General features: G+C 42.6%; 23 protein-coding genes. 13 read left to right on the forward strand and 10 right to left on the reverse strand.

The features are described 5' to 3' along the window. Positions 1 to 120: 120 nt before the first annotated feature. Positions 121 to 945: a cobalt-precorrin-6A reductase gene (locus UH38_RS17965; protein WP_045056060.1), complete on the reverse strand. Its 825-nt coding sequence runs from the start codon at positions 943 to 945 to the stop codon at positions 121 to 123. Between the two features lie 4 nt (positions 946 to 949). Then, on the reverse strand, positions 950 to 1,141 hold the full coding sequence (locus UH38_RS25525) for a hypothetical protein (protein ID WP_072044944.1): 192 nt from the start codon (positions 1,139 to 1,141) through the stop codon (positions 950 to 952). A gap of 295 nt (positions 1,142 to 1,436) precedes the next feature. Here UH38_RS25525 and UH38_RS17970 point away from each other — a divergent pair, with 295 nt between their 5' ends. The 3 genes from UH38_RS17970 to UH38_RS17980 all read left to right on the forward strand — a co-directional run bounded on the left by UH38_RS17970 (position 1,437) and on the right by UH38_RS17980 (position 6,573). Next, the gene (locus UH38_RS17970; RefSeq protein WP_045056082.1) at positions 1,437 to 3,986 is read left to right on the forward strand and encodes a mannose-1-phosphate guanyltransferase; all 2,550 of its coding nucleotides are present in this window, start codon (positions 1,437 to 1,439) and stop codon (positions 3,984 to 3,986) included. Between the two features lie 97 nt (positions 3,987 to 4,083). Next, a complete protein-coding gene (locus UH38_RS17975; RefSeq protein ID WP_045056061.1) occupies positions 4,084 to 4,626 on the forward strand; it encodes a single-stranded DNA-binding protein in 543 nt (180 codons plus the stop codon). Between the two features lie 114 nt (positions 4,627 to 4,740). Beyond that, the gene (locus UH38_RS17980) at positions 4,741 to 6,573 is read left to right on the forward strand and encodes an ABC transporter ATP-binding protein (RefSeq protein ID WP_045056062.1); all 1,833 of its coding nucleotides are present in this window, start codon (positions 4,741 to 4,743) and stop codon (positions 6,571 to 6,573) included. Positions 6,574 to 6,692: 119 nt separating this feature from the next. On the opposite strand, the gene UH38_RS17985 is transcribed toward UH38_RS17980, so the two are convergent. Then, positions 6,693 to 7,451, reverse strand: coding sequence for a WecB/TagA/CpsF family glycosyltransferase (locus UH38_RS17985; protein ID WP_045056063.1), 759 nt, complete (start codon positions 7,449 to 7,451; stop codon positions 6,693 to 6,695). Positions 7,452 to 7,599: 148 nt separating this feature from the next. Between UH38_RS17985 and UH38_RS17990 the strand changes: the two genes are divergently transcribed. The 3 genes from UH38_RS17990 to UH38_RS18000 all read left to right on the forward strand — a co-directional run bounded on the left by UH38_RS17990 (position 7,600) and on the right by UH38_RS18000 (position 10,989). Beyond that, complete coding sequence (locus tag UH38_RS17990; protein WP_045056064.1) at positions 7,600 to 9,063, forward strand: sensor histidine kinase; 1,464 nt, start codon at positions 7,600 to 7,602, stop codon at positions 9,061 to 9,063. A 252-nt stretch (positions 9,064 to 9,315) separates the two neighbouring features. Next, positions 9,316 to 10,215, forward strand: coding sequence for a DUF2267 domain-containing protein (locus UH38_RS17995; protein ID WP_045056065.1), 900 nt, complete (start codon positions 9,316 to 9,318; stop codon positions 10,213 to 10,215). A gap of 174 nt (positions 10,216 to 10,389) precedes the next feature. Further along, a complete protein-coding gene (locus tag UH38_RS18000; protein ID WP_045056066.1) occupies positions 10,390 to 10,989 on the forward strand; it encodes a VOC family protein in 600 nt (199 codons plus the stop codon). Between the two features lie 238 nt (positions 10,990 to 11,227). Here the strand turns inward: UH38_RS18000 and UH38_RS18005 are convergent, their stop codons facing one another. Then, entirely contained in the window at positions 11,228 to 11,506 is a 279-nt protein-coding gene (locus UH38_RS18005) for a Calvin cycle protein CP12 (RefSeq protein ID WP_045056067.1), read from the reverse strand. Between the two features lie 633 nt (positions 11,507 to 12,139). On the opposite strand from UH38_RS18005, the gene UH38_RS18010 reads away from it, so the two are divergent. After that, a complete protein-coding gene (locus UH38_RS18010) occupies positions 12,140 to 14,509 on the forward strand; it encodes an EAL domain-containing protein (protein WP_235355333.1) in 2,370 nt (789 codons plus the stop codon). Between the two features lie 69 nt (positions 14,510 to 14,578). On the opposite strand, the gene UH38_RS18015 is transcribed toward UH38_RS18010, so the two are convergent. The 6 genes from UH38_RS18015 to UH38_RS18040 form a co-directional block, all read right to left on the reverse strand. Then, entirely contained in the window at positions 14,579 to 14,980 is a 402-nt protein-coding gene (locus UH38_RS18015; RefSeq protein ID WP_045056068.1) for a fasciclin domain-containing protein, read from the reverse strand. Positions 14,981 to 15,078: 98 nt separating this feature from the next. After that, positions 15,079 to 16,368 (reverse strand): CO2 hydration protein, encoded by a 1,290-nt coding sequence (locus UH38_RS18020; RefSeq protein WP_045056069.1) that lies wholly within the window; start codon positions 16,366 to 16,368, stop codon positions 15,079 to 15,081. Between the two features lie 114 nt (positions 16,369 to 16,482). Then, a complete protein-coding gene (locus UH38_RS18025) occupies positions 16,483 to 18,027 on the reverse strand; it encodes an NADH-quinone oxidoreductase subunit M (RefSeq protein WP_045056070.1) in 1,545 nt (514 codons plus the stop codon). A gap of 90 nt (positions 18,028 to 18,117) precedes the next feature. Further along, complete coding sequence (locus UH38_RS18030) at positions 18,118 to 18,831, reverse strand: carbonic anhydrase (protein WP_045056071.1); 714 nt, start codon at positions 18,829 to 18,831, stop codon at positions 18,118 to 18,120. Positions 18,832 to 18,949: 118 nt separating this feature from the next. Next, positions 18,950 to 20,815 carry an NAD(P)H-quinone oxidoreductase subunit F gene (locus tag UH38_RS18035; protein ID WP_045056072.1) on the reverse strand — a complete coding sequence of 622 codons (1,866 nt, stop codon included), beginning with the start codon at positions 20,813 to 20,815 and terminating at the stop codon, positions 18,950 to 18,952. Between the two features lie 499 nt (positions 20,816 to 21,314). Further along, positions 21,315 to 21,719 carry a Fur family transcriptional regulator gene (locus UH38_RS18040; protein WP_045056073.1) on the reverse strand — a complete coding sequence of 135 codons (405 nt, stop codon included), beginning with the start codon at positions 21,717 to 21,719 and terminating at the stop codon, positions 21,315 to 21,317. A gap of 125 nt (positions 21,720 to 21,844) precedes the next feature. Between UH38_RS18040 and purS the strand changes: the two genes are divergently transcribed. The 6 genes from purS (at position 21,845) to UH38_RS28275 (ending at position 23,748) form a co-directional block, all read left to right on the forward strand. Then, entirely contained in the window at positions 21,845 to 22,120 is a 276-nt protein-coding gene (purS, locus tag UH38_RS18045; protein ID WP_045056074.1) for a phosphoribosylformylglycinamidine synthase subunit PurS, read from the forward strand. A 3-nt stretch (positions 22,121 to 22,123) separates the two neighbouring features. Further along, positions 22,124 to 22,798 carry a phosphoribosylformylglycinamidine synthase subunit PurQ gene (purQ, locus tag UH38_RS18050; RefSeq protein WP_045056075.1) on the forward strand — a complete coding sequence of 225 codons (675 nt, stop codon included), beginning with the start codon at positions 22,124 to 22,126 and terminating at the stop codon, positions 22,796 to 22,798. Between the two features lie 83 nt (positions 22,799 to 22,881). Then, a complete protein-coding gene (locus UH38_RS28270; protein WP_407640462.1) occupies positions 22,882 to 23,058 on the forward strand; it encodes a DUF6888 family protein in 177 nt (58 codons plus the stop codon). Beyond that, positions 23,055 to 23,285 (forward strand): DUF6887 family protein, encoded by a 231-nt coding sequence (locus tag UH38_RS18055; RefSeq protein WP_045056084.1) that lies wholly within the window; start codon positions 23,055 to 23,057, stop codon positions 23,283 to 23,285. The genes UH38_RS28270 and UH38_RS18055 overlap by 4 nt, the downstream gene beginning before the upstream one ends. Before the next feature lie 86 nt (positions 23,286 to 23,371). Then, positions 23,372 to 23,548 carry a hypothetical protein gene (locus UH38_RS26870; RefSeq protein ID WP_160295990.1) on the forward strand — a complete coding sequence of 59 codons (177 nt, stop codon included), beginning with the start codon at positions 23,372 to 23,374 and terminating at the stop codon, positions 23,546 to 23,548. 35 nt (positions 23,549 to 23,583) lie between these two features. Next, positions 23,584 to 23,748 (forward strand): IS1/IS1595 family N-terminal zinc-binding domain-containing protein, encoded by a 165-nt coding sequence (locus tag UH38_RS28275; protein WP_082065431.1) that lies wholly within the window; start codon positions 23,584 to 23,586, stop codon positions 23,746 to 23,748. The last annotated feature ends 120 nt before the right edge of the window (positions 23,749 to 23,868 follow it).

The raw sequence follows: 23,868 nt of genomic DNA on the forward strand, positions 1-23,868 counted from the left end.
CTCGTTTGATTTGAAAATCGCTATAATTGATTTTAAACGATAAATTTAGATAGTAGCTCGGATTAAGTAGCAATATGACCTAATAAAATGCAACTAACGTTGGATTTCATGCTTTTCAATCTAACCTATCTGAGAACGATCGCTTCTATGAGGAGCGCTATGTCTAGCTAAAGCGATCGCAAAATCTAAAGCAACTGCTAAATCGCTTGTTTGCTGAGGATAAGCAACAATTGGTCTATTTATTAAAACTAACGGAATATCTAACTGTGAGGCAACACTGCGCTTGATGTCTTCTCCCCCAGGACTACCAGAGGCTTTAGAGACAATTAAATTAATGCGCCATTGCTGCCAAAGTCCTCGCTCTAAATCAGCGGAAATTGGCGGACGCAGACATATAATGCGATCGCTTGTAAATCCTGCTTCTAAGGCTGTTTGCAAAGCAATTTGGCTAGGTAAAATTCTCGCAAATAGTGTAGCTTTTGTCTGCCATGCTTGAAATAGCGGTAAAGGTTTATAACCTATAGTTAACAGCACTCTCGCCCCAGTTAAATAATCTCCAGTCAGTAAAGTAGCAAAGCTATCTACATCGATTACTCGCTCGTTTTGCTGGGTGTCGAGCGCAGGGCGTTCGTAACGCAAATAAGGAATTTGCAGTTTTTGGCAAATAGAAATCGCATTGCGAGAAATTTCTACAGCATAGGGATGAGATGCGTCCAAAACAGCGCTAACTTGCTGTTGTTGCCAAACTTCTTCTAGCTGCTGGTTATTTAAACGTCCTACCCATACTTGCAAATTAGCTGCGTTGGGATAAAGCGATCGCGCTGAGTCTGTCGTTACAGAAATAATACAACCTACAGTTCCATCACGGGCGATCGCTTGCGCTAATTCGGCGCTTTCTTGAGTACCGCCAATTAGCCAAAGACGTTGACAATTTGCTGGTGACAACTGATCAGCCTTTTAGAGCTTTTCTAAAATTCTGACGGTAAGACTTACTAGATGCTAGCAAGAAGGGCCAAAGTAGTGATAATCGCGCTTTGTTGGCAAAACTACGGCTAAAATTAGTTTGGTTAAAGCCACTCCAGAACTTCCACGCACCACCGCCATAAGTTACGAGTAATATTAAACCGATTAGACTACTCATTTTACTCAACCTCAAAAGCTACAGAAAAACACAAATTAAATTCACTTATTAGGTAAAAATACTTTTACCTAATAATTTGTTAGCTACTAATTTATCTGCGATCGCGCTAGGATATCTAGCCTTCTAATATAAGTGTAAAGCAGGTTTAGTAATTGATTGGCAGCCTGCTTTGCCGGATGTATCTTGTGGAAGTATCTTAGATGCAGGTAAAAGTAGGAAACTAGATAAAGATTAATCGTAGCGATTGTCATTGGCTTGAGTGTCAATGGCGAGCAAAACACCTAAAGGAGAAGTTATGCGTGCAGTATTAATGGCTGGAGGGTCGGGAACGCGGTTAAGACCGCTAACTTGTGACTTTCCTAAACCGATGGTGCCGATTTTGAATCGTCCCATCGCCGAACATATTATAAATCTCCTTAAAAGACATCAAATTACTGAAGTAATTGCCACGCTGCACTATTTACCAGATGTATTTCGGGACTATTTCCAAGATGGCAGCGATTTCGGCGTACAAATGACGTACGCAGTAGAAGAAGACCAGCCTTTAGGAACTGCAGGCTGCGTCAAAAATATTGCTGATTTTTTAGACCAAACATTTTTAGTCATCAGCGGCGATAGCGTCACTGACTTTGACTTAACAGCAGCGATCGAATTTCACAAACGCAAAGGCTCAAAAGCCACCTTAGTTTTAACCCGCGTCCCTAACCCAATTGAGTTTGGGGTGGTAATTACTGATGAAGATTATCGCATTACCCGCTTTTTAGAAAAACCATCTACCAGCGAGATTTTTTCCGACACAGTGAATACAGGTACGTACATATTAGAGCCGTCGGTGCTAGATTACTTGCCAGAAAATCAAGAGTGCGACTTCTCTAAAGACTTATTTCCTTTGCTACTAGCCAAAGGTGAGCCGATGTACGGCTATATTGCTCAAGGTTATTGGTGCGATGTCGGTCATTTGGAAGCTTATCGGGAAAGCCAGTATGACGGCTTAAACCGCAAAGTAAAACTTGATTATGCTTATGCAGAACAATCGCCTAATCTGTGGATCGGGCAAAATACTCATATCGATCCTAGCGCGAAAATTTCTACACCTTGTCTAATTGGTAATAATTGCCGCATTGGACCGAGGGTACAAATTGATGCTGGGACGGTAATTGGCGACAACGTTACTATTGGCGCTGATGCTAATTTGAAGCGTCCGATTATTTGGAATGGAGCGATTATCGGCGAGGAAGCAAATTTAAGAGCTTGCACCATCTCTCGCGGTACGCGCGTAGACCGTCGCGCCCAAGTCCTAGAAGGCGCTGTAGTCGGTTCTTTATCTACAGTAGGAGAAGAAGCCCAAATTAGTCCTAGCGTGCGCGTTTGGCCAAGCAAACAAATTGAATCAGGAGCGACTTTGAATATTAATTTAATTTGGGGTCACACCGCGCAGCGCAATTTATTCGGTCAGCGTGGAGTACAAGGATTAGCAAATATCGATATTACGCCAGAGTTTGCCGTCAAGTTGGGTGCTGCTTATGGTTCGACATTAAAACCTGGCTCTCAAGTTACAGTATCGCGCGATCAGCGCAGTATTTCGCGCATGGTAACGCGCAGTCTGATAGCTGGATTGATGTCTGTTGGGGTAAATATTCAAAACTTGGATGCGACAGCGATTCCAATGGCTCGAACTGTAGTATCTGCAATGAATGTAGCTGGCGGTATTCACGTTCGGGTGCATCCCGATCGCCCAGACTATATCCTAATTGAATTTATCGACCAGCAAGGTATCAATATCAGCAAATCCAAGGAAAAGAAAATTGAGGGCGCTTATTTCAAAGAAGACTTGCGCCGAGTGCAGATTCATGAGATTGGGAATGTCACATACCCAATTCAAATGATTGACAATTACTGCACAGCTTTCGAGAAGAATTTAAATGTAGAGGCAATTCGTCACAGCAACTCAAAGGTAATTATTGACTACACTTATGCTGTATCTGGAGCAGTATTGCCGCAAATGTTAGCCAAGTTTGGTTGCGATGCCGTCGTACTAAATGCCAGTTTGAAGCCCTCTGCCATATCATCAATTGAAAAAGAGCAGCTATTAACCCAGCTAGGTCATGTTGTTGAAGCCTTGAAAGCTAGTTTTGGCGTACAGGTATCGGCAAATGGCGAACAACTGATTTTAGTTGACGAATCGGGGATACCGATTCGCGGGGAAATGCTGACGGCGTTGATGGTCAATACCATCTTAACGGCTTATCCTAGAGGTACAGTAGTAGTACCTATTCATGCCTCTAGCGCGGTAGAACAAATTGCCCGTCGCCACGATGGTAAAGTTATTCGCACCAAGGCTAACCCCACAGCTTTGATGGAAGAGTGCCAGCGAGACGGCAATGTCGTACTGGGAGGTAGCGGTGAAAGTGGCTTTATTTTCCCGCAGCTACACCCAGGCTTTGATGCCATGTTCACGATCGCTAAACTAATAGAAATGCTGACAATTCAGGAGCGCTCTTTAGCAACGATGCGGACTGAGTTGCCCCGTGTTTTTCACAAAAGTTATACAGTGCGCTGCCCTTGGACTGTTAAGGGGGCTTTGATGCGCTATTTGGTTGAGACTCACCCAGCGGACGAACTGGAGTTGGTAGATGGAGTCAAGATTATCAATCGTCAAAACGATAATTGGGTGTTAGTTTTGCCAGATGCTAGCGAACCACTGGTACATTTGTACGCTAACAGTAATGATAGAGAGTGGGTAGATACCTCTTTAAGGGAATATCGCACTCGCGTTCAAGATTTCGTCGAACAAGAACAAGAAGCGCATACCCCTCTTAGCACTCAAGAGTCAGTGTTGGGATAATGTAATCAGTGACCAGTGACCAGTGACCAGTTACCAAAATATAACTGGTCACTGGTCAGCGTTAAATCTTCCATACTTCGCTTAGTTAGGAAAAATTATGAATAGTTGCATTTTGATGGCTCAAATTGTTCAAGAACCCCAACTGCGTTATACTGCCGACCAAATGGCGATCGCCGAAATGTTGGTGGAGTTTTCGCAGCCGCGTACGGAAGAACCTTTGTCTAGACTCAAGGTGGTTGGTTGGGGAAATTTGGCTCAGGAAATTCAAAAAACTTATCATCAAGGCGATCGCGTCATCATTGAAGGACGCTTGAGCATGAATACCGTCCAACTAGAAGGCTACAAAGAAAAGCGTGCCGAGCTTACAGTGCAAAGGATCTATCCTTTGGGGGCAGATGTAAGTATTGGTTCAGCGACAGCTACTACAGACTCAGAACTGGGCAGCCCAAGCTATGAAATGCGATCGCCTGCAACTGCTGGTAGTTACACTTCAACGAGCAAAGCTGATAACAGTTACGATTCCGAGCAATATGAAGATAAATATAGCAACAACCCACCTAGCTATTCAGAACCAGTAAAATCAACTTCTCAGCCTGATTATTCAGTAAATAATGCTGATGTTGATGATATTCCGTTTTAATATAGCAGCCAGCTAGCTAGTAGCTGGCTGCTCGAATATAGTCAAATTGACAACAAGCAACCAGACGGGCTGTTAAAATCCAATTAATTTTCATTTGTACGCCCGATACCTCCTATGAGTGATGTCTTAAAGGTTCGTAATTTAAAAGTTGAATTTTTTACAGACGAAAAGATAATTACTGCTGTTGACGATATCTCTTTTGAATTGGAGCGCGGTAAAACTCTAGGAATTGTGGGGGAGTCAGGATCGGGTAAATCGGTAACATCTTTGGCGCTCATGGGTTTGTTGCCAAGTTCAGCCAAAATTAGCGGCGAAGTCTTGTTTCGTTGCGCCGAAACGCAGCCGGAAGTGGATCTTTTGCAGCTATCGTCTAAACAAATGCTGCAATACCGAGGCGGCAAAATTGCGATGGTGTTTCAAGAGCCGATGAGTGCGCTTAACCCAGTCTACACTTGTGGGTTTCAACTTGAGGAAGCTATACTGCGCCACCAAAAAGTTTCTCAAAAAGAAGCGCGAAGGATTGCAATTTCTTTGCTCCAAGAAGTCAAACTATTGCCTAGCGATGAAGAATTGCAAAAGCAGTTTCTCGCTTCGCCCAGGGGTTCTCAATCGCATAGGTTAGCTAGCTTTATCAGCCAGCAAAAACAAGCGATACTCGATCGCTATCCTCACGAACTTTCTGGCGGACAGTTGCAGCGAGTAACGATCGCAATGGCAATTTCTTGTAACCCAACTTTGTTGATTGCTGACGAACCAACTACCGCTTTAGATGTGACGGTGCAAGCAACGATTATTGAGTTGCTCAAAGAGTTGAGCAAAAATCGCCAAATGTCGATGATATTTATTACTCACGACTTGGGATTAGTTGCTGAAGTGGCTGAATCGGTAGCTGTGATGTACCAAGGTAAAATTGTTGAGTACGGCGCAATTAATGATGTATTCAAACAACCTCAACATCCTTATACCAAAGGCTTATTAGCTTGTCGTCCGACATTGGAGAAGCGATCGCAATATTTGCTGACTGTTGCTGACTATATGAGCGTCAAGGTAACAACAAATGGCAAATTAGAAATTCTCCCAGAAGATCCTAAATTGCCTCCAGAAGTCTCTACTGAAGCTTTACAGCAACGCTTAAACCAACTAACCCGACAACAACCCCTACTAGATGTCAGTAACCTGCAAGTAGGCTTTCCCAATCGCGGAGCGTTTGGTCAAACCAGAAGTTATGTCATGGCAGTTAATGGCGTTTCGTTTCAAGTTTACCCTGGGGAAACATTAGGATTAGTAGGTGAGTCTGGCTGTGGCAAAACTACATTAGGGCGGACTTTGCTGCGACTGATTACTCCTATAAGTGGCAGTGTGATGGTTGAAGGTCAAAATGTAGCTGTGCTGCGCGGCGTTCCCTTACAAAAATTGCGCCAAGAGATGCAGATTATTTTCCAAAACCCATTTAGCTCTCTTGACCCCCGCATGAAAATTGGCGATGCCATTATAGAGCCATTAGTTATTCACTCAACCAAAAATAAAGACCGCCAACGCCGCACTATAGCAGGTGAATTGTTAGAGAGAGTAGGGCTTAACCCTAGCTTAACGAACCGCTATCCTCATGAATTTTCTGGCGGACAGAGGCAAAGAATTTGTATTGCTAGAGCGTTAGCTTTAAGACCAAAATTTATTATTTGTGATGAGTCGGTTTCGTCTTTGGATGTTTCAGTACAAGCGCAAGTGCTGAATCTTTTAAAAGAATTGCAAGCAGAATATAAACTAACTTACATCTTCATTTCTCACGATTTGAACGTAGTCAAGTTTATGAGCGATCGCATTCTAGTCATGAATCAAGGCAAAATTGTCGAACAAGGTGCAGCAGAAAGCATCTACCGCAATCCCCAAAATGAATATACGCGCCGCTTGATAGATTCTATTCCTAAAGGGCTGATTGAGGTTTAATTCGTAATTCGTAATTCGTAATTCGTAATTTTTGCCTTGGAGTGTGGATGGAGTCTAATTCGTAATTTTTGCTTGAGAGTAAGGATGTAGGGGAAAATTAAACTATTGTCACCGTTGTCTTAAACTTTAGGCAACGGGTGAGACATTGAACCATTTTGAGTAAAACGATAAACTATAGCTTTACGGGCAAATACTGGTAAAGCAAGCATTCTCCGCCACCGCCAAGGCTCTTGATACAACCTGTAGAGCCATTCTAAATGATTGTTTGCCAGCCAACCTGGCGCTCTTGTTTTCACCCCTGCCCAAATATCAAAACTACCGCCGACTCCTATCCAAGTCGCTTGAGGACAAAGCGCTCGATTTTCAGCAATCCACAATTCTTGACGCGGTACTCCTAAGCCGACAAAAATTAGCTGCGGTTGTAGTTCTTTAAGAGTTTGTTGCAACTGTTCGGCTTCTGCTGGTTGAGTAAACCCGTTTTGTACGCCAACTATGTTTAAATTTGGTAGTTTTTCCTGCCAAGCTCGAGCGGCGGTGGCGGCGACTCCTGGCGCACCCCCGTAGAAAAATACTCGTAAGTTTTGTGCTTCTTGCAACAATGATTCTGCAAGTTCAATTCCAGGACAACGGTTTACTTTCTTGCCATGCATTTGCAAATAAAGCACGACTCCAGCACCATCGGGAATGACTAAATCTGCTTGATGGATAATTTTGGCTAATGTCGGATGAGTCTCAGCCAAAATTGACATTTCCGCATTCAAAGTGACAACATGAGTGCCAATTCCTTCTTGCAGGCGCGATTTCAACCAGAGCGTATAGTCATCTATCAAGTGAATCGGCAGCCCTAATACAGAAAATAGCTTAGGTGTTTCAACCATAATTGAGTTATAGCCAAACTTAAATAACAAATTTCTTATCGTGGGCTATCTTACATCTAATTTTACCTTAGTCTTGCTTTTGAGCATTACCCCGATCCGCTTGATTGATACAAACGTTACATTTTCTAGCAAAATCACTGGTTTTTAAATGTTTCAAGCTACTCGTCGTCGTCTAGCTATTTGGTACACCGTCGTTACAGCAGTATTGCTCCTTTTATTTGCAACTGGTGTGTATGTGTACGTCCGTAGCACTTTGATCGAACGGATCGATGATACGCTCAATCATGTGATCGAGGTAGTAGAGCGATCGCTTGTCATCGAGCAAGCAGTTGCCGATCGTAGTAAGTTGCAAGTCAATGTAGAAGCTAGTTTTCGAGATAATACCGAAACCGTAGAAGACGATCGCATCGATTTGGAGTGGTTTAGCCCTACAGGTCAATTGCTGTGGTCAACTTTATCAGCACCCTTAGATATCCCCATCCATTACAACCGCACTGGTGAGACTGTGCAGGTCGTTAGGAGTGCTGGAGAGCAGGGGAAGCAGGGGAGGCAGGGGAAGGAAGATATTAGGTCAGTGTTTTCTAGTGCCTCTGAGCCTTCGCTTTTGCTGCGCCAGGTGACTGAAAGAGTGGAGGTTGGTAGGCAGGTATTAGGGTACTTGCGCGTTAGTCATCCTTGGTTTGAGGTAACAAAACCAATTCAACAATTGATGTTCGATCTCAGCTTGGGTACGGGGTTGATGGTACTGTCTGTAGGTCTTTGCGGCTGGTTTCTTTCGGGTAAAGCGATGGAACCAGTTTTGCTCTCTTACCAACGGCTCAAACAATTTACTGCTGATGCTTCCCACGAACTGCGAAGTCCGATTGCGCTAATTCAAACTAATGTCCAAGTTGCGCTTGCCGATCCAGAATTAGTTAGTTCGCCTCATTCTTTGCAATATCTCCAACACTTAAAAGTGGTGGAACGTTTGACTAAACGTTTGGGACGATTGGTTGACGATTTGCTATTTTTAGCTCGTCAAGATAGCGGCATTGTTAAACCGCAATTTGAAACTTGTCCTTTGGATGCTCTATTGATGGAAGTAGTAGAGGAACAACAATTACTAGCAACAGAGAAAAATATTGCGATCGCTCTAGAATTGGTCGATCCGCCAGCATCCACAACCGATCTGCAACAGTTAGATAGCTGGTTTGCGCTCCAAGGTGATTGGAATCAGCTAGCGCGATTATTTACTAACTTGATTGAAAATTCCCTGCAATACACGCCTCGCGGTGGCAAAGTGCAGGTAAAGCTCCAACGCACTGCAACGCCAAGCGATTTTTCCTCGCGTTTGGCGCTTAAAGCCGCGCCCTTAAATCCTCTGGCTGCTTACCTGCAAATTAAAATAATTGATACGGGTATTGGTATTCCTGAATCCGCATTACCCCGCTTATTTGACCGTTTTTATCGAGTAGATCCGGCTCGCACTCATACAACTACTAGCAGTTCCGGCTTAGGTTTGGCGATCGCTGGGGCAATTGTCCTCAATCACTACGGACAAATTCATGCCGAAAGTATCCTGCATCAAGGTACAACTTTTACAGTTACATTGCCTGTAAATGCTGCATTATAAGTCCTCCTTGTTCTCATCTCACCAAAATAGAGCGATCGCGCTTGGGCGCAAAATGTCTCCTGCGGGAGATGCAAGCAGTTAACAATTACGGGAAGACTTATATAGCGGTGTTTGTAGTTACAAGCTGCACGTTGATTTTGCATAGTTTTATAGCGATCCTACTGGAACTTGCTTTTAGCCTTTTGCTGAAAAATCTCTACTAGCTACTACAACCACCATTATTGAATTAGATGCAAAGTTAGGGAGAGTCAAATGCCAATACAAATAAGAGATGATGTTGTCTACACTGTCCTCAAAAGAATTAATGAAACTGGTCAGCAGGGCATGCATGAAGTTAAGTTTGGGGCAGATGATTTCTTTCCAGGGATACAGATAACGTTAGCTGAGTTTTTGGGTACTTTAGATTACTTAAATCAAAAGCAGTATATCAAAGCTGAGTTTACAGGCAATGCTTATGCTAACCAAGAAGATGTTCCTAGCAGTGTAGATCCCCAAGAGTTTGATTTTAGAATCGCCAATTCCTTTGGTTCGCCAGATGGACCTCTGCCTCACTTAATTACATTTAAAGCGGCAGAATTGACAGACAAAGGTCGCAAAATGTTAGACAAAATGGAGGCAGATCCACCAAAATCTTTAAAAGAAGGAGTATCTGTTCCCATTGCAACTAAAGATATGCCTTTCTTAGAAAAGGTAATGATCAAGAGCGGTCTTGAAGATATCTTTGATGCTAGAGATGTTACAGAGGTAATTTACCGAGCTATGCGCGACCTCATGCCAACTGAAACCGCCGAGAAAGTTGAAGGCGAATTGCACAAAGAGGTATTACCCACTGAAGATAAAGCCTTGCAAATGGAAATTGCCGACTTGTGGAAAGATACCAATCCGATTGTCGGCTTTTTAAGTAAAATTCGCGCTCCCTTCGACCATTCAAATCGGCACAATCCTGCGGATATCTCTAATGTTAACGACGAGCGCTTTTTGACAAGAGTTAAAAACGAATCGCCAATGGCAGTTACAGGATACGATCTAGACCGCGAACAAGTAGTTAAAGCTGTATTTTCTGCAACTAAAGAAGAATTATCACAAGAACGCAGTCAAGAAATTGCTAATTATTTACCTGGAAGGGTCAAGGAACTGTGGCAAGAAGCTTAAACTAAGGTGAAGTTATCTAGAGACACTGTTTAGATTGTGTCTCTACGTGTAGAATTGCGATCGCTCTGCTACCTTGGTAGTAGAGCGATATTTGTTACAGATAGACTTGCACTGAATTTTATTTGAGTTTGATACACTAATATCATTAGGTAAATTCTTATATCATAATTGTCCATGTTTCTAGCCATTGCTGTAACATCCTTTTTGCTCTCGCCTTATGCCCTTCTAGGGGCATTCTTCTCCTTGCCCTTGGATAGCCTGTTTTCTACGCAAGGCATCATGGTTATGCTATTGGTAGCCTACGCGGGTGCGATGTGGATGTTTCTGACAAGTGCGCCGAAAGTACATACGATTATGGTATCGGACATGGAAGTTGCCAGACAGTTCTATGAAGGGCTGCTAGATTTGCCTACTGCTGACATTCCTTTGCACTATTACTATAATTACGAGCAATCTTTGGGAGCGCCAGCAGGAATTGACCCGCTATATATGTCTGCAAGTCCTGGTATTGCCAACAGCAGAAGCATGAATGCTCCTGATGGTTTATGGTATCAACTTAAGAAAAATAACCAACTGCACGTAATTTCCGGTGCTAATTTAGGCAACAAAAACCAGCAGCGCCATGTTTGTTTCGATAAGGAATGTTTAGAACAAGTATTAATGCGAGTAGAAACGCGCGGCTTAAAGCACAAAATTCGCAGCCAAAAGCCTTTGAACTTTCTCGTTAAGGATTTGGAAGGGCGGGTAATTGAAATGGCTGAGGTATCAAACTAGCAATAAAAAAATGAATAAAAGCTTGCAGTCAAATCAAAGAAGTTTTTTAGGCGATCGCCATTGCATAGTAGTGTAGAGTGCGTTGCAAGTCAGCGCACCCTATAAAATGGGCGATCGCACCGCAAACAAGGCTCTCAAGGCTACCACAAAGGGCGCTTGCAGTAAAATTGCTAGCGATCGCGCCAGGGCTGTGATTCTTGCCATTGAGCAAATCTGTCTGGCAAGAAGCACTTGCCGTCTAAACATCGTAAATGCGAGATTCAGGCGCATCTGGATACAAGGCACAGTAGAGTTCAAACGCAGAGGGAAAACTTTCTGGCTGGCGGCGAAAATTGGCAGTTATCAATTCTTCGACTGTCTCCCAGGCTACAGCCACCTCAGTTGCTTCAATTCCATACATTTGAGTAAGGCGACGAGCGTGTTCTAAAGCAGCTTGGAGGGATGTTTCCGAAGACTTTTTACTTTCCGAGCGAGAGATTGAACGTGTTGTAACTAATTTTTCTGTAGTGTGAACCATTGAACTTCTCCAGATAACTACTATCGGTTTGGCTGACTATTTGAATTTAACAATAAATATATCCAATAGCAATAGAATTATTATATAAGTTGTTGTTATAAGTGATAGGATTTACTTAACTGTGAAATACCAGTCCATGCATCCGTTAATGCAAACTGGCAGTATTGCCTAAGATTTGCAGACTCAATACTTTTGTATAACTAAAAACGGCTACATCTCGATGCCTAGCAATTGTACGGGTGCGATTTGAAAACGCACCCTACAAGATATGCAGCAGAGCCAAATATAGAGCGATCGCGCAATTGTACGCTCTAAGCTGCTGTACAATACCAGCTTGAAGATTATTTGCATTCGCCAACTATTACGAGGATGGATTTAAAGCATAATAAAGAACGCTTCTTAGCGACTGGCAGATTTACCTCAAGCGTATATTCACGGACAAAATAAAATCATCCTTACCCTGAGCGCAAATAGTGGCGTGTTATTCCGTAATTCTACGATAGCCGCTTTTATAAGCATTAAAGGAAAATTTATATATGTAAATTTGTTGTCAGGCAATGAATCGACAGAGAAACTGTCGAACATCAAAAGCCTAATGCAACAACGGTCAGTTGAACGCGAGTAGGAATAGTAGTGACAAACGCTCTACTTAAATCTTGTTCCCAAGCTACAAGCACTGTTGTCATTCTCGTTGGCTGCGTAGTAATAGTAGGGTGGACTTATAACATTCCATTATTAAAGAGTGTTGTCCCTGGATTTGTTGCCATGCGACCAAATACAGCAATGGGATTTATCATGGCAGGTCTATCCTTAACGCTCAGATTACCAGCCAAAGAAGGCAGTAGGAACGTGTTGGTTTTCTGGAGAGAATTAATTGGTTTTGGCTGCTCAATTATTGTGTTTCTGCTAGGAGGGCTAACGCTGATTGAGTATGTTTTCAGGTGGGATTTACACATCGACCAATTGTTATTTGCTCAAACCGCCGCTGCTGATAGTTTTGGTACGATTGCCCCTGGACGGATGGCGTTTAGTACCGCTCTATGCTTTTTGATATCGGGTCTATCTTTAATTCTGCTTAAGGTAAAAGCACAAAAAATTCAAGTTCTGGCACAAGGGTTGATTCTGATACCAGCTTTGCTTGGCTTGGTGACTTTGATTGGTTATGCCTATGGCGCGACAGCTTTAATTGGGATTGTTTACCAGGTAGCGACGATGGCATTGCACACAGCCGTCACCTTTATTATGCTCTCGCTCGGTATCCTGCTTGCTGTGCCAAACTCTAGCCTAGTCCAGACAATCTTTTCTGATACATTTGGCGGAGCGATCGCTCGCCGTTTGCTACCATCTATTATTATTGTTTCCTTAGTGCTTGGTTGGTTGTGTCTGCAAACTCAAAAAACTGGACTGATGGAAACAGAGTTCAGTGTGGCGCTGCTGGTACTATCTAATATTATTATCTTTGCCGTCTTAGTCTGGTTGGATGCTAGAGCTTTAAATCAGATAGATAAAAAGCGCAAGCAGGCAGAGTTAGAGCTATTTAGAGCGCACGAAGACTTAGAAAGCAGAGTCAGCGCACGAACCCAAGAACTAGAAGTCGCAAATGCGCTGTTGCAAGAAGAAATTGTCGAGCGCAAACAAGCGGAAGTTGCTTTGCGGCAGACCGAGCAGCGTTTAGCTTGGCAAAGCAGCCACGATATTTTGACAGGATTAGTAAATCGCTGGGAATTTGAGCGACGATTAAAACTTGCCTTGAGCAGTGCTAAAACTGACAATCAACAACACTCATTATGTTATCTAGATTTAGATCGATTTAAGATTGTCAACGATACTTGCGGTCATGCTGCAGGAGATGAACTACTACGTCAAGTTACTGCTTTGCTGCAAAAGCAAGTGCGGGCAACTGATACTCTTGCCCGTTTGGGCGGAGATGAATTTGCTCTGTTGCTCAATCAATGCCCCCTAATTCAATCTCTGCGTATTGCTAATGTATTGCGTAAAAGTCTGCAAGAGTTTCGGTTTATTTGGCAAGATAATACTTTTACTATTGGCGTGAGCATTGGTTTAGTTGCTATTAATGCCGATACCTTAGATTTGTCTAGCATTTTGAGTGCTGCTGACATGGCTTGCTATGCAGCTAAGAATGCAGGACGTAATTGCGTACACGTCTATCAAGCTGACGACCAAGCTTTGGCAAGTGGTCACGGTCAAATGCAATGGATATCGCGGCTGACTAGAGCTTTGCAGTCTGATGCTTTTTGCCTTTATTGCCAAGCAATTGTTCCTTTAACTTCAGCTGAGTCCAAAGGGGAGCATTACGAAATCCTGCTGCGCCTTCAAGATGAAACAGGTAAGTTAATCCCGCCGATGGCATTTATTCCGGCAGCAGAACGTTATAACATCATGCATCTGATTGACCGTTGGGTAATCAGTACGTTTTTTGCTAGACTCGACCAGCACTATCAAGAAGCCTGGCAGTTTTTCCAAACACCAAGCCGTGCCAATATGTATGCAATTAACCTTTCTGGCGCAAGTATCAATGACGATTCTTTCACTGACTTTTTATATCAGCAGTTCTCCTTATACTCTATTCCACCACAACTAATCTGTTTTGAAATTACTGAGACTGTTGCTATTACTAATTTAGACAAAGCTGGAGAGTTGATCGCAAAACTCAAGCAGCTTGGTTGTCGCTTCGCTCTAGATGACTTTGGTAGGGGTATGTCATCTTTTGCTTATCTCAAAAATTTACCTGTAGATTATTTGAAGATTGATGGCGAATTCATCAAAGATATTGTTAACGACTCAACAGATTTGGCGTTGACACAAGCAATCAATCAAGTTGGTCATGCAATGGGGATTCAAACTATTGCGGAGTTTGTGGAGGACGATACTATCTTGGCAAAAATTGGCGAACTTGGGGTAGATTACGCTCAAGGTTATGGCATTGCTAAACCCCAACCTCTTCAATTCCAATCTTCAACGCTGGTGTTGGCGCAATTTTAAAGCTTAAATACACTGTAGAGCGATCGCCCATCATGTTGGGTGCGTTGCCGACAACGCACCCTACTTCCATTAGCCCATCAAAATCACTGTATCAATAACGTGAATTACGCCATTATCAGCCTCAATATCAGCTGCAACTACTGTAGCGTTCTTAACTTCAAAACCCTCAGAACAATCTATCCTAATGGGCGAACCCTCTACAGAGGTAACAGAACCAAGCTTGGCTAGGTCTGCTTGCATCAATTTACCAGGTACAACGTGAAAAGTCAGAATTCTAGACAGTTGGGGAATATTTTGAACTAATGTATGTATGGTTCCTGGCGGTAATTTAGCAAAAGCATCGTCATTGGGAGCAAATACAGTAAAAGGACCAGGACTTTTGAGCGTATCTACTAAATTAGCTAATTGTACAGCCGTTACCAAAGTTGTAAAAGAACCTGCACTAACAGCAATATCAACAATATCGGGCATTATTCCACCAAAGATTTTATATTTAGGGGCGCAAAGTATTGCGCCCCATGCTGACATGAACTAACGTATTAAACCCAAGCAGACATGGAGCGTCTAATCTAGCGATATTCTTGTCTTTGAATATCTCTCAGCCTAGCTTCAGGGCGCTTGAATCTATCGATTTGACCTTCAAAAAACGCCCGATTTGCCTGCAAATGCTTGGGATTGGGGTCATCTAAAGGATAAAGCAGCGCTGTTCTTAAAGCTTGAATTACCGCAGATGTGACGCAGTACATCGAGCGCTGAAAACTAACTCCTAACTGAATTAGCGTATCTTGTTCGCCGCGACAATGCTTTTTGTAATACTCCACCAAATAAGGAGGCAAGAAGTGGAGCATATCTTGCATCAACAATGTAGGTGGAATTCCAGCCGTACCTACAGGAAAAACATCTGCGTATAAAATGCCGTAGTGAAAATCTTTTTGGTCTTCAGGCACTTGTTTGGCTTGAGCATTGTAAGATTTTGTGCCGCGAAATGGTGCTGTGCGATAAAACACAGCTTCAACATAAGGCAGCGCTGCCTCATACAGCCAGGTAAAACCGCAAGATTTGGGGATAATTTCGTACATTTCCCCGCGAATATAAACGTGATGGTAGATCGGACGACCTGCAATTGCAAAGATGCCGTTAACTAAGAAATTCATTGCATCAGGGACGCTCTTAATCTCACCTGCATCGTATAAATCGCTCATTTCAAAGAAAACAGGAGCCATTACTTCCCAAAACAAGCCTAAATTGCTGTAATAAGATAGCTGCCTTACTTGTTCGATAAACATCTCAGGAAACAGCTTATACATCCCTAACATGGCTGGGTTGCCCTTAAAGTAAGCTTTAATAGCGCGATCGCAAGCTGCTTTATATTCGGGCGTATCCAAATATGGGTCAAACTTTCCGCCCATACCGCGATGCCACAACATCGCCTGCATACAAGCTTCGGCAAACTCCATATTGATGCGATCGTGCCATAAATGATGCAGCAACTTGGGCATTTTAGTGGTTTCGCCCTTATCCATAAAGGCAAGCAATTCAGGGTGAGCGGTAGCTGCACCTTTTTGCCAAATCCTTAAATCGGCATCATCTCCGGCATAATGGTTGTGCAAATCTAAATACTCTTGAGGCAAGAAGTATTTAAAAGCAGGCAGTGGATTTAAAAATACCCGTTCGGCAATATAAAGTAAGTCGCGCCAATAAAAATCCATCGGTACAGCATAAGCCTTATACAAACCGATAATTTGCATGAGATTTTCTGGCGTATCAGGTAGCATTGCGCCGCCTGCTTCTAAGCGATGAATGACATCGGCAAATTCATGTGTCGAAGGCGGTAGTTTGGTTGCAGTTGCAGTAGTCATAATTTCAGGTGGCGATAATTTGAGAATAGTTTTGAGTTTTAAGTTTTGAGTTTTGAGTTAAAAACTATGAGGGAAGACGCAGTTATTTTCCCCTTATCTCCTTGTCCCCTACTTCTAGCCGTCACTACTAGCAATAGAAGGAATCTTCGTCACTATTACTGTTTTTGGGGGTTTTGCCGATAGCAATTCTTTACTAACATTTGATGGTGTAGCAACCATCATTGTTGCTGTTGTCTCGCTCCAACGCACTAACCAATTGGGTTGTACTCCTAAAACTAGAACTAATGCTGCCAAGACAAAAGCAGGTACGCGCTCAGACCAACCAACGCGGGGATAATAAGCTTTGTAGTTGTCTAATTTGCCGAAACAGGTGCGGTTGAGCAAAATTACAAAATATACTGCTGTTAAACCCGTACCTACTACAGCTAGCAATGTGAGCAAGGGAAATACAGCATAGCTACCCTGAAATACCATAAATTCAGAGATAAAACCAACCATGCCAGGAATCCCAGCACTAGCCATACCTGCAAACACTAACAAAATGCTGACAACTGGCAAACCGCGCAAGGGATTCATCAAGCCATTTAAGACATCTAAATCGCGAGTACCAACTTTGTTTTCTACTACTCCTACTAAATGGAATAGCAGCGCCAAAATTAAGCCGTGAGCGATCATTTGGGAAACTACTCCAACTAGACTAAGGGCATTAGCCGCTGCCGATCCTAGTAAAACATAGCCCATGTGACCGATAGAACTAAAGGCAACCATCCTCTTGATGTCTTTTTGAGCGATCGCACTAAATGCCCCGTACAATACGCTGATCGTCCCCAAAATCGCTATCCCAGGCGCGACAATTGTCCATGTTTGGGGAAATAAACCCAAACCAAAGCGTAACAAGCCATAAGTGCCTAGTTTAGCCAGTATTCCTCCTAGAAGAATGGCTACAGGTGGTGAAGCTTCAACATACGCATCTGGCAACCATGTATGCAGAGGAACTAAGGGAATTTTGATGCCAAAACCAATTAACAGCACAGTGAGCAGAATTAACTGCACTTGTAAAGTCAAATCCTGAGTATTGAGCGCATCGTAATTAAACGAAGTCGAACCACTTAACCAAGTAGTACCTAAAAATCCAGCAAGAATTAATATGCCCGAAACAGCAGTATAAATGAGAAACTTGGTGGCTGCGTAGCCGCGCTTAGAACCGCCCCAGATGTTAATTAACAAATACAACGGGATAAGTTCTAGCTCGTAGAACAAGAAAAATAGCAGCAAGTTTTGAGCGGTAAAAGCCCCAGCGATGCCAGCATTAACTAGCAAAATTAAGGCATAATACAGGCGAGGACGTTCTACAGAATTACTGCTGCTGTAAATTGCAATCCAACTGAGCAACGCATTTAAAACTACTAGCGGAAACGACAACCCATCAACACTTAACTTGTAGTCCAAGCCTAGTGGTTCAATCCAAGGAATAAACTCTTGAAACTGAAAGCCAATCGCAGTCGTGCTGAAAGACGTTGCTAAATATAAGGTCCATAAAAATATACTGAAAGAGATAGCAAGAGCAATTGCTCGCAGACTTGTGGCAGTAAAATTGCCTGGCAAAAAGCCCACAATTGCTGCACCCAATAAAGGTATCCAAATTAAGGTACTGAGCATAAAACTATGGCGTTCCTTTTAAGTAAGTATCAAATACGCAAAAATGTATTTACTTGAGAGGGAAAATGCACAGATTTTCCCTCTGTGTTGCTAACTAACTAAACTTACTCTTGCTGTGTCTAAATCGTAATAACCACCGACAATTTTCAGTTTATTTTCCTTAATTAATTGGGCTAAAACAGGAGAAGATTTTAGTTTTTCTATTTGGACTAAGACGTTGGCTTTACAAGCATTCTCCAAGCGATCGCCTGGTTGTCCCTCTGACTTTGCTACAGCAGGTTTAATTGCCTCAAGTAACGAACCTATTTGTCCTGGAACTGAAGAGCCTTTAATTGTTGCTGCTACTGCGCCGCATCGTTCGTGACCCATAACCATAATAACTTTTGAGCCTAAAACTGCCGTACCAAACTCAAGGCTGCCAATTTCTTCTGGAGTTGCAATATTACCAGCAACGCGACAGACAAATAAATCGCCAAACCCTTGGTCGAAAATAATTTCTGAAGGCACGCGAGAATCCGCACAACTTAAGATAGATGCAAAAGGTTTTTGCGTTTTTGCTACTTCTGCTAACCAAGCAGCATCTTGGTGCGGATTTGTGCGTTTTCTTTGCACAAAGCGTCTATTCCCGTCTAGCAACGCTTTGATAGTTTCATCAGGTGTTGTCGGGTATTTAGCTGCGATCGCTTTTCCTTCATTTCCTGGCTGCAAACCTACGCCTACAGCTAGCGTTCCTGCACCCACAACTCCTGCACCAAACTTAATTGCATTTCTACGGGAAACATTGCCTAACTTCTTCACGTTCATTCTTTCCTATGTTCCTAACACAATGCAGATAATATCGAGATGGAATTTCTGACAGCGAGCAAGCGCCAGTTAAGACAGTAACCTATGCCAACTCTTCACCTGGTCACTGGTCACTGATTCAAAATCCAGAGTTAAAAATGTTGTAAGCCGACCAATGAGGGAAACTTAAGAAAGCGCCCAAAATACTTACTCCAATCAAGATTGTCAGCGCATAAAACTGAGATTGACCAGAAGTGCTGTATTTTAAGCTTTCTCCACCCAAAATCGAAGCCAAACCTACCAAGTTCACGAAGCCGTCTACGATAAAACGGTCAACCCAAGCAGTAATTTTAGAAACTCGGTCAACAGCAAACACAATACTCAAGCGATAGAGATTGGGAGTGTAAAAATCGTAGGCAAATAAGTTTTGCAAAGCTGTCGATGGCAGCCGTACAGGCTTGGGAATAAAATTGCCTAGATAAATTATCCCGCTAAGGGTGCAACCAAAAACACTTGACCAAAACAGCAGTATTGCTACATCGTCATTCAAATTTGCCCAGTTAGGTAGCAAAGACAAGCTTTCTAAAACTAAAGGCAAATGCAGAGTGAAGCCTAGTAATAGCGTCATGGGTACTACTAACAACCATAAAGCTTCAGGCGATCGCTGCGACATTTGTTGAGGTTTGCCACCAAAAATTAGCCCAAATACCCTTACCAAGCTAAAGGCAGTCAAAGCATTGACGACTAATACGATTGCTACTAACCAAGGTTGAGTTGCCCATAAAGTGTCGGCTAAGTTCAACAGCGCCCAAAAGCTTCCAAAAGGAGGGCAACCAATCAAAGCCGCCGTACCGCCTAAAAAGGCTAAAGCAGATACCGGACGGCGCGACCATAAGCCACCTAATTGCGTCAAGTCTTGGGTAATGTTGTTCCAAATAATGCCACCTACGCTCATAATCAACAAGCCCATTGCTACGGCATGAGTCAGTACCAGTAATAGGGCAGCATCATTTTGTCCGGTTCCTACAGCAATAAATACAAGTCCCATGTAAGCGCTGACAGAGTAGGATAAAGCGCGTTTGATGTCGATTTGAGCGATCGCAATCAAAGAAGCACCTACAGCCGTTACAGACCCAATTAACACCAAGGCAGACATCGCTATAGGCGATAAGGTCAGTATTGGTTCTAATTTAATTAGTACCCATGCCCCAGTTGCGACTACTACTGAATTGCGTAAAATCGTGCTAGGAACTGGACCTTCCATTGCTTCATCTAGCCACAAATGTAAGGGAAATTGAGCGCATTTACCCATTGGTCCAGCAATTAAAGCTAGACAAATCAAAGTAATTACTTTCGGGTCTGGGTGCGCCCCCCGCGCCCAATCAGCTAACTCCCAATAATTCCAAGTTCCTGTCATAGATAACAGGGCAATAACTCCCATTAGCAGTAACAAGTCGCCTACTCGCTTAGTTAGAAAGGCATCTCTAGCGCCTGTAACTACTAAAGGTTGACTAAACCACAGCCCAACTAACAGGTAAGTTCCTAGCGTAAGAACCTCTAGAATTACGTAACTGAAGAACAAAGAGTTACACAAGGCTAAAGCACACATTCCGCACTCAAATAGTGCTAGAAGTGAGTAAAATCGCGCCCAGCCCCAGTCCATTTCCATGTAGCCAACTGCATAAATTTGGGCGAGTAAGTTCATCCCAGTTACAAGTACAGTTGCGCCGACAGTAATTGACGAGATTTCTAGAGGCAAAGAAATATCTAAGTTAGCAACTTGCAGCCAAGGAATAATTATTTGTTGGGCTGGCTGGTTCCAAGTCGCTTGCAAAGCAATTACGCCATGTACAAAAGCTAGAAATGTCATCAATAAGTTGATGTAACCAGCAGGTCTTGGTCCCGTACGCCGGATGATTCCTGGCGACCAAGGGATGGTCAAAACTGCCCCAATTAAGGCATAGCAAGGTACAAACCAGATGGTTTGTAGAAAAAGTTGCGCCATCGGTAGTTAACTCTATATTGATATGACAACTTAAATGTTCAGAACAACCATGTATCTGCCCCACTTCACTTAAAAGCTAACGCAGGACAATTAATGTTCTTTTAATATTTGAGTTAAGTTAAAGCTTACCTTTAATGGTGTTACAAATAAATTGTTTAATTACCAAAATCATCAATAAATGTAATTAACTTTGCTTATCTAATGGCGCTATTTATTGACCGCATCTATGGTTGCCATTGATAGGTATCTATAGTTTTTATTTTATGGTGAAAAGTATATAAAGAGACAAAATGATAAAGCGATCGCAAATCAAGATATAACATCAAACGAGCGCTGTTTACCCTGAAAATCTGCCAAAAACCTAGCCATAAGAACTAATAGGAGATTATTTGCAAGTGCGATCGCTGATAATTTCACGACAAGCAAATTGCACTAAGCATAAATTACTAGCATAAGTTTAAAAATAAAGGCTGTCATCTATAGTGATGATTCAAATAACTTATGTCTTGCTATGGTCAGCTTGAATTATTTGACATTGGTTGCACAGCCCGAAAAATTCTAGAGTATGGTAGAAGATTTTGAAATTGTGAAACTGGTGTAACTGGGTTTCTAACTCATGCACGGGACATTCATTAATCCCGATAGACTGTCCGCACTGCAAACAGGTAAGGTGGTGCTTGTCTTGTTGCACCGAACTATAAAGCGATTCTCCAGAAGCTAGAGTACGCACTTGGATAACACCTTCTAGTTTTAAAGCTTCCAAGGCGCGGTAAATAGTCGCCAAACCAATGCTTTGATTGCAATTACGCAGTTCAATATAAAGGTCTTGAGCAGAAATAGCTTTGTTTAGGGTTTTGAGGAGTTTAAGAATTCGCTCCTGGCTGCGGGTGCGTTCAGTTTTCATGTGTAAGTTGCGGTTATGCTCATTCTCATTTTAAGTTTCCAGAAAGCTCCTAGTTTTACTCCTGTTTTGCTCCTGGAACTACATTTTGGCGGTAGGATAGCGTTTGTTGCCTTCATCACTGCTATATGAACCGAAAGTATCAAGCTAAGATATATGTTACTCTGCGCCCTTCCGTTCTCGATCCAGCAGGTACGGCGGTACAATCGGGACTCAAGCACATGGGCTATGAAACTGTAGAGCAAGTTAGAATTGGTAAATATATCGAACTTATGCTCTCGTCAACAGATGAAACTACAGCAAGGCAACAGTTAGAGCGAATGTGCGAACAACTATTAGCAAATCCAGTAATTGAAAATTATCGGTTCAATTTAGTAGAAGTAGCCATAGAGATAGGAGCATAGGTTGTGAAATTTGGAATTATAGTTTTTCCAGGTTCAAACTGCGATCGCGATGTGGCTTATGTTACGCGCGATGTCTTGCAACAGCCTACGCGCATGATATGGCATGAAGAAACAGATATTACCGATTTAGATGTAGTAGTCGTTCCTGGTGGCTTTAGTTACGGCGATTATTTGCGTTGTGGGGCGATCGCTCGGTTTTCGCCAGTAATGCAGCAAGTAGTCAAGCACGCGCAAACAGGTAAGTTTGTTTTAGGTATTTGCAACGGCTTTCAGGTACTTACAGAAGTAGGATTATTACCAGGGGCGTTGATGCGAAATCGGGAAATGCATTTTGTCTGCGATCGCTCCCCCATTAAAGTAGAACGTAACAATTTACCTTGGACGCAAGCATACCAAAGCGGGGAAATTATTACTTTACCCATAGCTCACGGTGAGGGGCAATTCTACGCTGATAAAGATGTTGTACAACAATTAGAGGATAACAGACAAGTTTTATTCCGCTATCAAGACAACAATCCTAATGGCTCTATCAATAGTATTGCTGGTATCTGCAACTTGCAAGGCAACGTGTTGGGAATGATGCCTCACCCAGAAAGAGCCTCAGATCCAATGCTCGGAGGTACAGATGGATTGAAGTTGTTTGAGGGCTTATTAGCGAGAGTGGAAGCTTTAGCTTAAAGTTGGCTTATATTCAGTGCTAGTCTTGGACAACTAAGTTGAGATGTTATAGTCTCTAAAATATATAGCCAGGAGTTTAACTTATTCCTACGTCAGAGCAGAAGACACAGTGCTTCAATTTATGTTGTTGGTTTACTACGCTTTACTTGCCCATAAATGTAGTTCGCCAAGACGAGCGATCGGGAAATATTTTCTTCCTAGCAGGTGAGGAAAATATTATTGAGATATATCCTAATGGGCGATGGAGGTACGTGGAATGAATAAACCTAATTTCCAGACAATGAGCAGGCAAGAATTGCATACCTACTTCCTCGCTCATCGGGACGATCGCGAAGCATTTTATGCGTATGTTGACAAGTTACACGCTGAAGCCAATTGGATAGAAATGCCTCCTTTGCAGTCACCGGAAGATATAGAAAATTATCCTGAATTTGTAGAGCGTCTGCAAAACAGTTCAAAACAGAAACAGAAAGATGATGCGCTATAGCAATTTACGTAGTGCGAACTAACGATAAATATTATTTTACTAAAGTTTCTGAGTATTAATGCGGCTCAGAATTATGTGGCAAACAGATGAGAGCAGCTATTCTCAACGCAGGTAATGCAGCATGGATTTTTGCAGAACACGCGCAGCGTTTAGCGCGTATAATGAACGTTGAAATTAGCTCGACACCAACAGATTATAATTATCTACTTGGTTGGGAAAGTTCAGAACCGCCAGCAGGTAAAACCTTTGGTAGTCCTGAATAGGTAAGGATAAGATATGGATAGCTCTAAAAAGAACCATGTCGGAAAATACCATCTTCTGTCCACGCTGTGACTCCAATAAGGTTGTTAAAAATGGGTTGATTCATAACGGCAACCAAAACTTTAAGTGTAAACAGTGTGGTCGGCAATTTGTCCTTAACCCGAAAAATAAGCCGATCGCACAGGAAACCAAAGATTTATAGCTCTACGCAAGAACATTAGGACAGTCTTTGAAGGCGGCATCAACACAATCACGAAAGTTATCAAATTCATCCCATCGCTGCCGCATCCAATTGTTCAGGACAAACCGCGAAAGCTTTGCG

The organism is Aliterella atlantica CENA595 (assembly GCF_000952155.1).
Lineage (GTDB): Bacteria > Cyanobacteriota > Cyanobacteriia > Cyanobacteriales > Chroococcidiopsidaceae > Aliterella > Aliterella atlantica.

What these genes read in the sequence shown, in the direction of transcription:
- UH38_RS25525 (WP_072044944.1), bottom strand. Translation starts at nt 1,141, where the DNA reads ATGAGTAGTCTAATCGGTTTAATATTACTCGTAACTTATGGCGGTGGT.
- UH38_RS17970 (WP_045056082.1), top strand. Translation starts at nt 1,437, where the DNA reads ATGCGTGCAGTATTAATGGCTGGAGGGTCGGGAACGCGGTTAAGACCG.
- UH38_RS17975 (WP_045056061.1), top strand. Translation starts at nt 4,084, where the DNA reads ATGAATAGTTGCATTTTGATGGCTCAAATTGTTCAAGAACCCCAACTG.
- UH38_RS17980 (WP_045056062.1), top strand. Translation starts at nt 4,741, where the DNA reads ATGAGTGATGTCTTAAAGGTTCGTAATTTAAAAGTTGAATTTTTTACA.
- UH38_RS17985 (WP_045056063.1), bottom strand. Translation starts at nt 7,451, where the DNA reads ATGGTTGAAACACCTAAGCTATTTTCTGTATTAGGGCTGCCGATTCAC.
- UH38_RS17990 (WP_045056064.1), top strand. Translation starts at nt 7,600, where the DNA reads ATGTTTCAAGCTACTCGTCGTCGTCTAGCTATTTGGTACACCGTCGTT.
- UH38_RS17995 (WP_045056065.1), top strand. Translation starts at nt 9,316, where the DNA reads ATGCCAATACAAATAAGAGATGATGTTGTCTACACTGTCCTCAAAAGA.
- UH38_RS18000 (WP_045056066.1), top strand. Translation starts at nt 10,390, where the DNA reads ATGTTTCTAGCCATTGCTGTAACATCCTTTTTGCTCTCGCCTTATGCC.
- UH38_RS18005 (WP_045056067.1), bottom strand. Translation starts at nt 11,506, where the DNA reads ATGGTTCACACTACAGAAAAATTAGTTACAACACGTTCAATCTCTCGC.
- UH38_RS18015 (WP_045056068.1), bottom strand. Translation starts at nt 14,980, where the DNA reads ATGCCCGATATTGTTGATATTGCTGTTAGTGCAGGTTCTTTTACAACT.
- UH38_RS18020 (WP_045056069.1), bottom strand. Translation starts at nt 16,368, where the DNA reads ATGACTACTGCAACTGCAACCAAACTACCGCCTTCGACACATGAATTT.
- UH38_RS18025 (WP_045056070.1), bottom strand. Translation starts at nt 18,027, where the DNA reads ATGCTCAGTACCTTAATTTGGATACCTTTATTGGGTGCAGCAATTGTG.
- UH38_RS18030 (WP_045056071.1), bottom strand. Translation starts at nt 18,831, where the DNA reads ATGAACGTGAAGAAGTTAGGCAATGTTTCCCGTAGAAATGCAATTAAG.
- UH38_RS18035 (WP_045056072.1), bottom strand. Translation starts at nt 20,815, where the DNA reads ATGGCGCAACTTTTTCTACAAACCATCTGGTTTGTACCTTGCTATGCC.
- UH38_RS18040 (WP_045056073.1), bottom strand. Translation starts at nt 21,719, where the DNA reads ATGAAAACTGAACGCACCCGCAGCCAGGAGCGAATTCTTAAACTCCTC.
- purS (WP_045056074.1), top strand. Translation starts at nt 21,845, where the DNA reads ATGAACCGAAAGTATCAAGCTAAGATATATGTTACTCTGCGCCCTTCC.
- UH38_RS18055 (WP_045056084.1), top strand. Translation starts at nt 23,055, where the DNA reads ATGAATAAACCTAATTTCCAGACAATGAGCAGGCAAGAATTGCATACC.
- UH38_RS26870 (WP_160295990.1), top strand. Translation starts at nt 23,372, where the DNA reads ATGAGAGCAGCTATTCTCAACGCAGGTAATGCAGCATGGATTTTTGCA.
- UH38_RS28275 (WP_082065431.1), top strand. Translation starts at nt 23,584, where the DNA reads ATGTCGGAAAATACCATCTTCTGTCCACGCTGTGACTCCAATAAGGTT.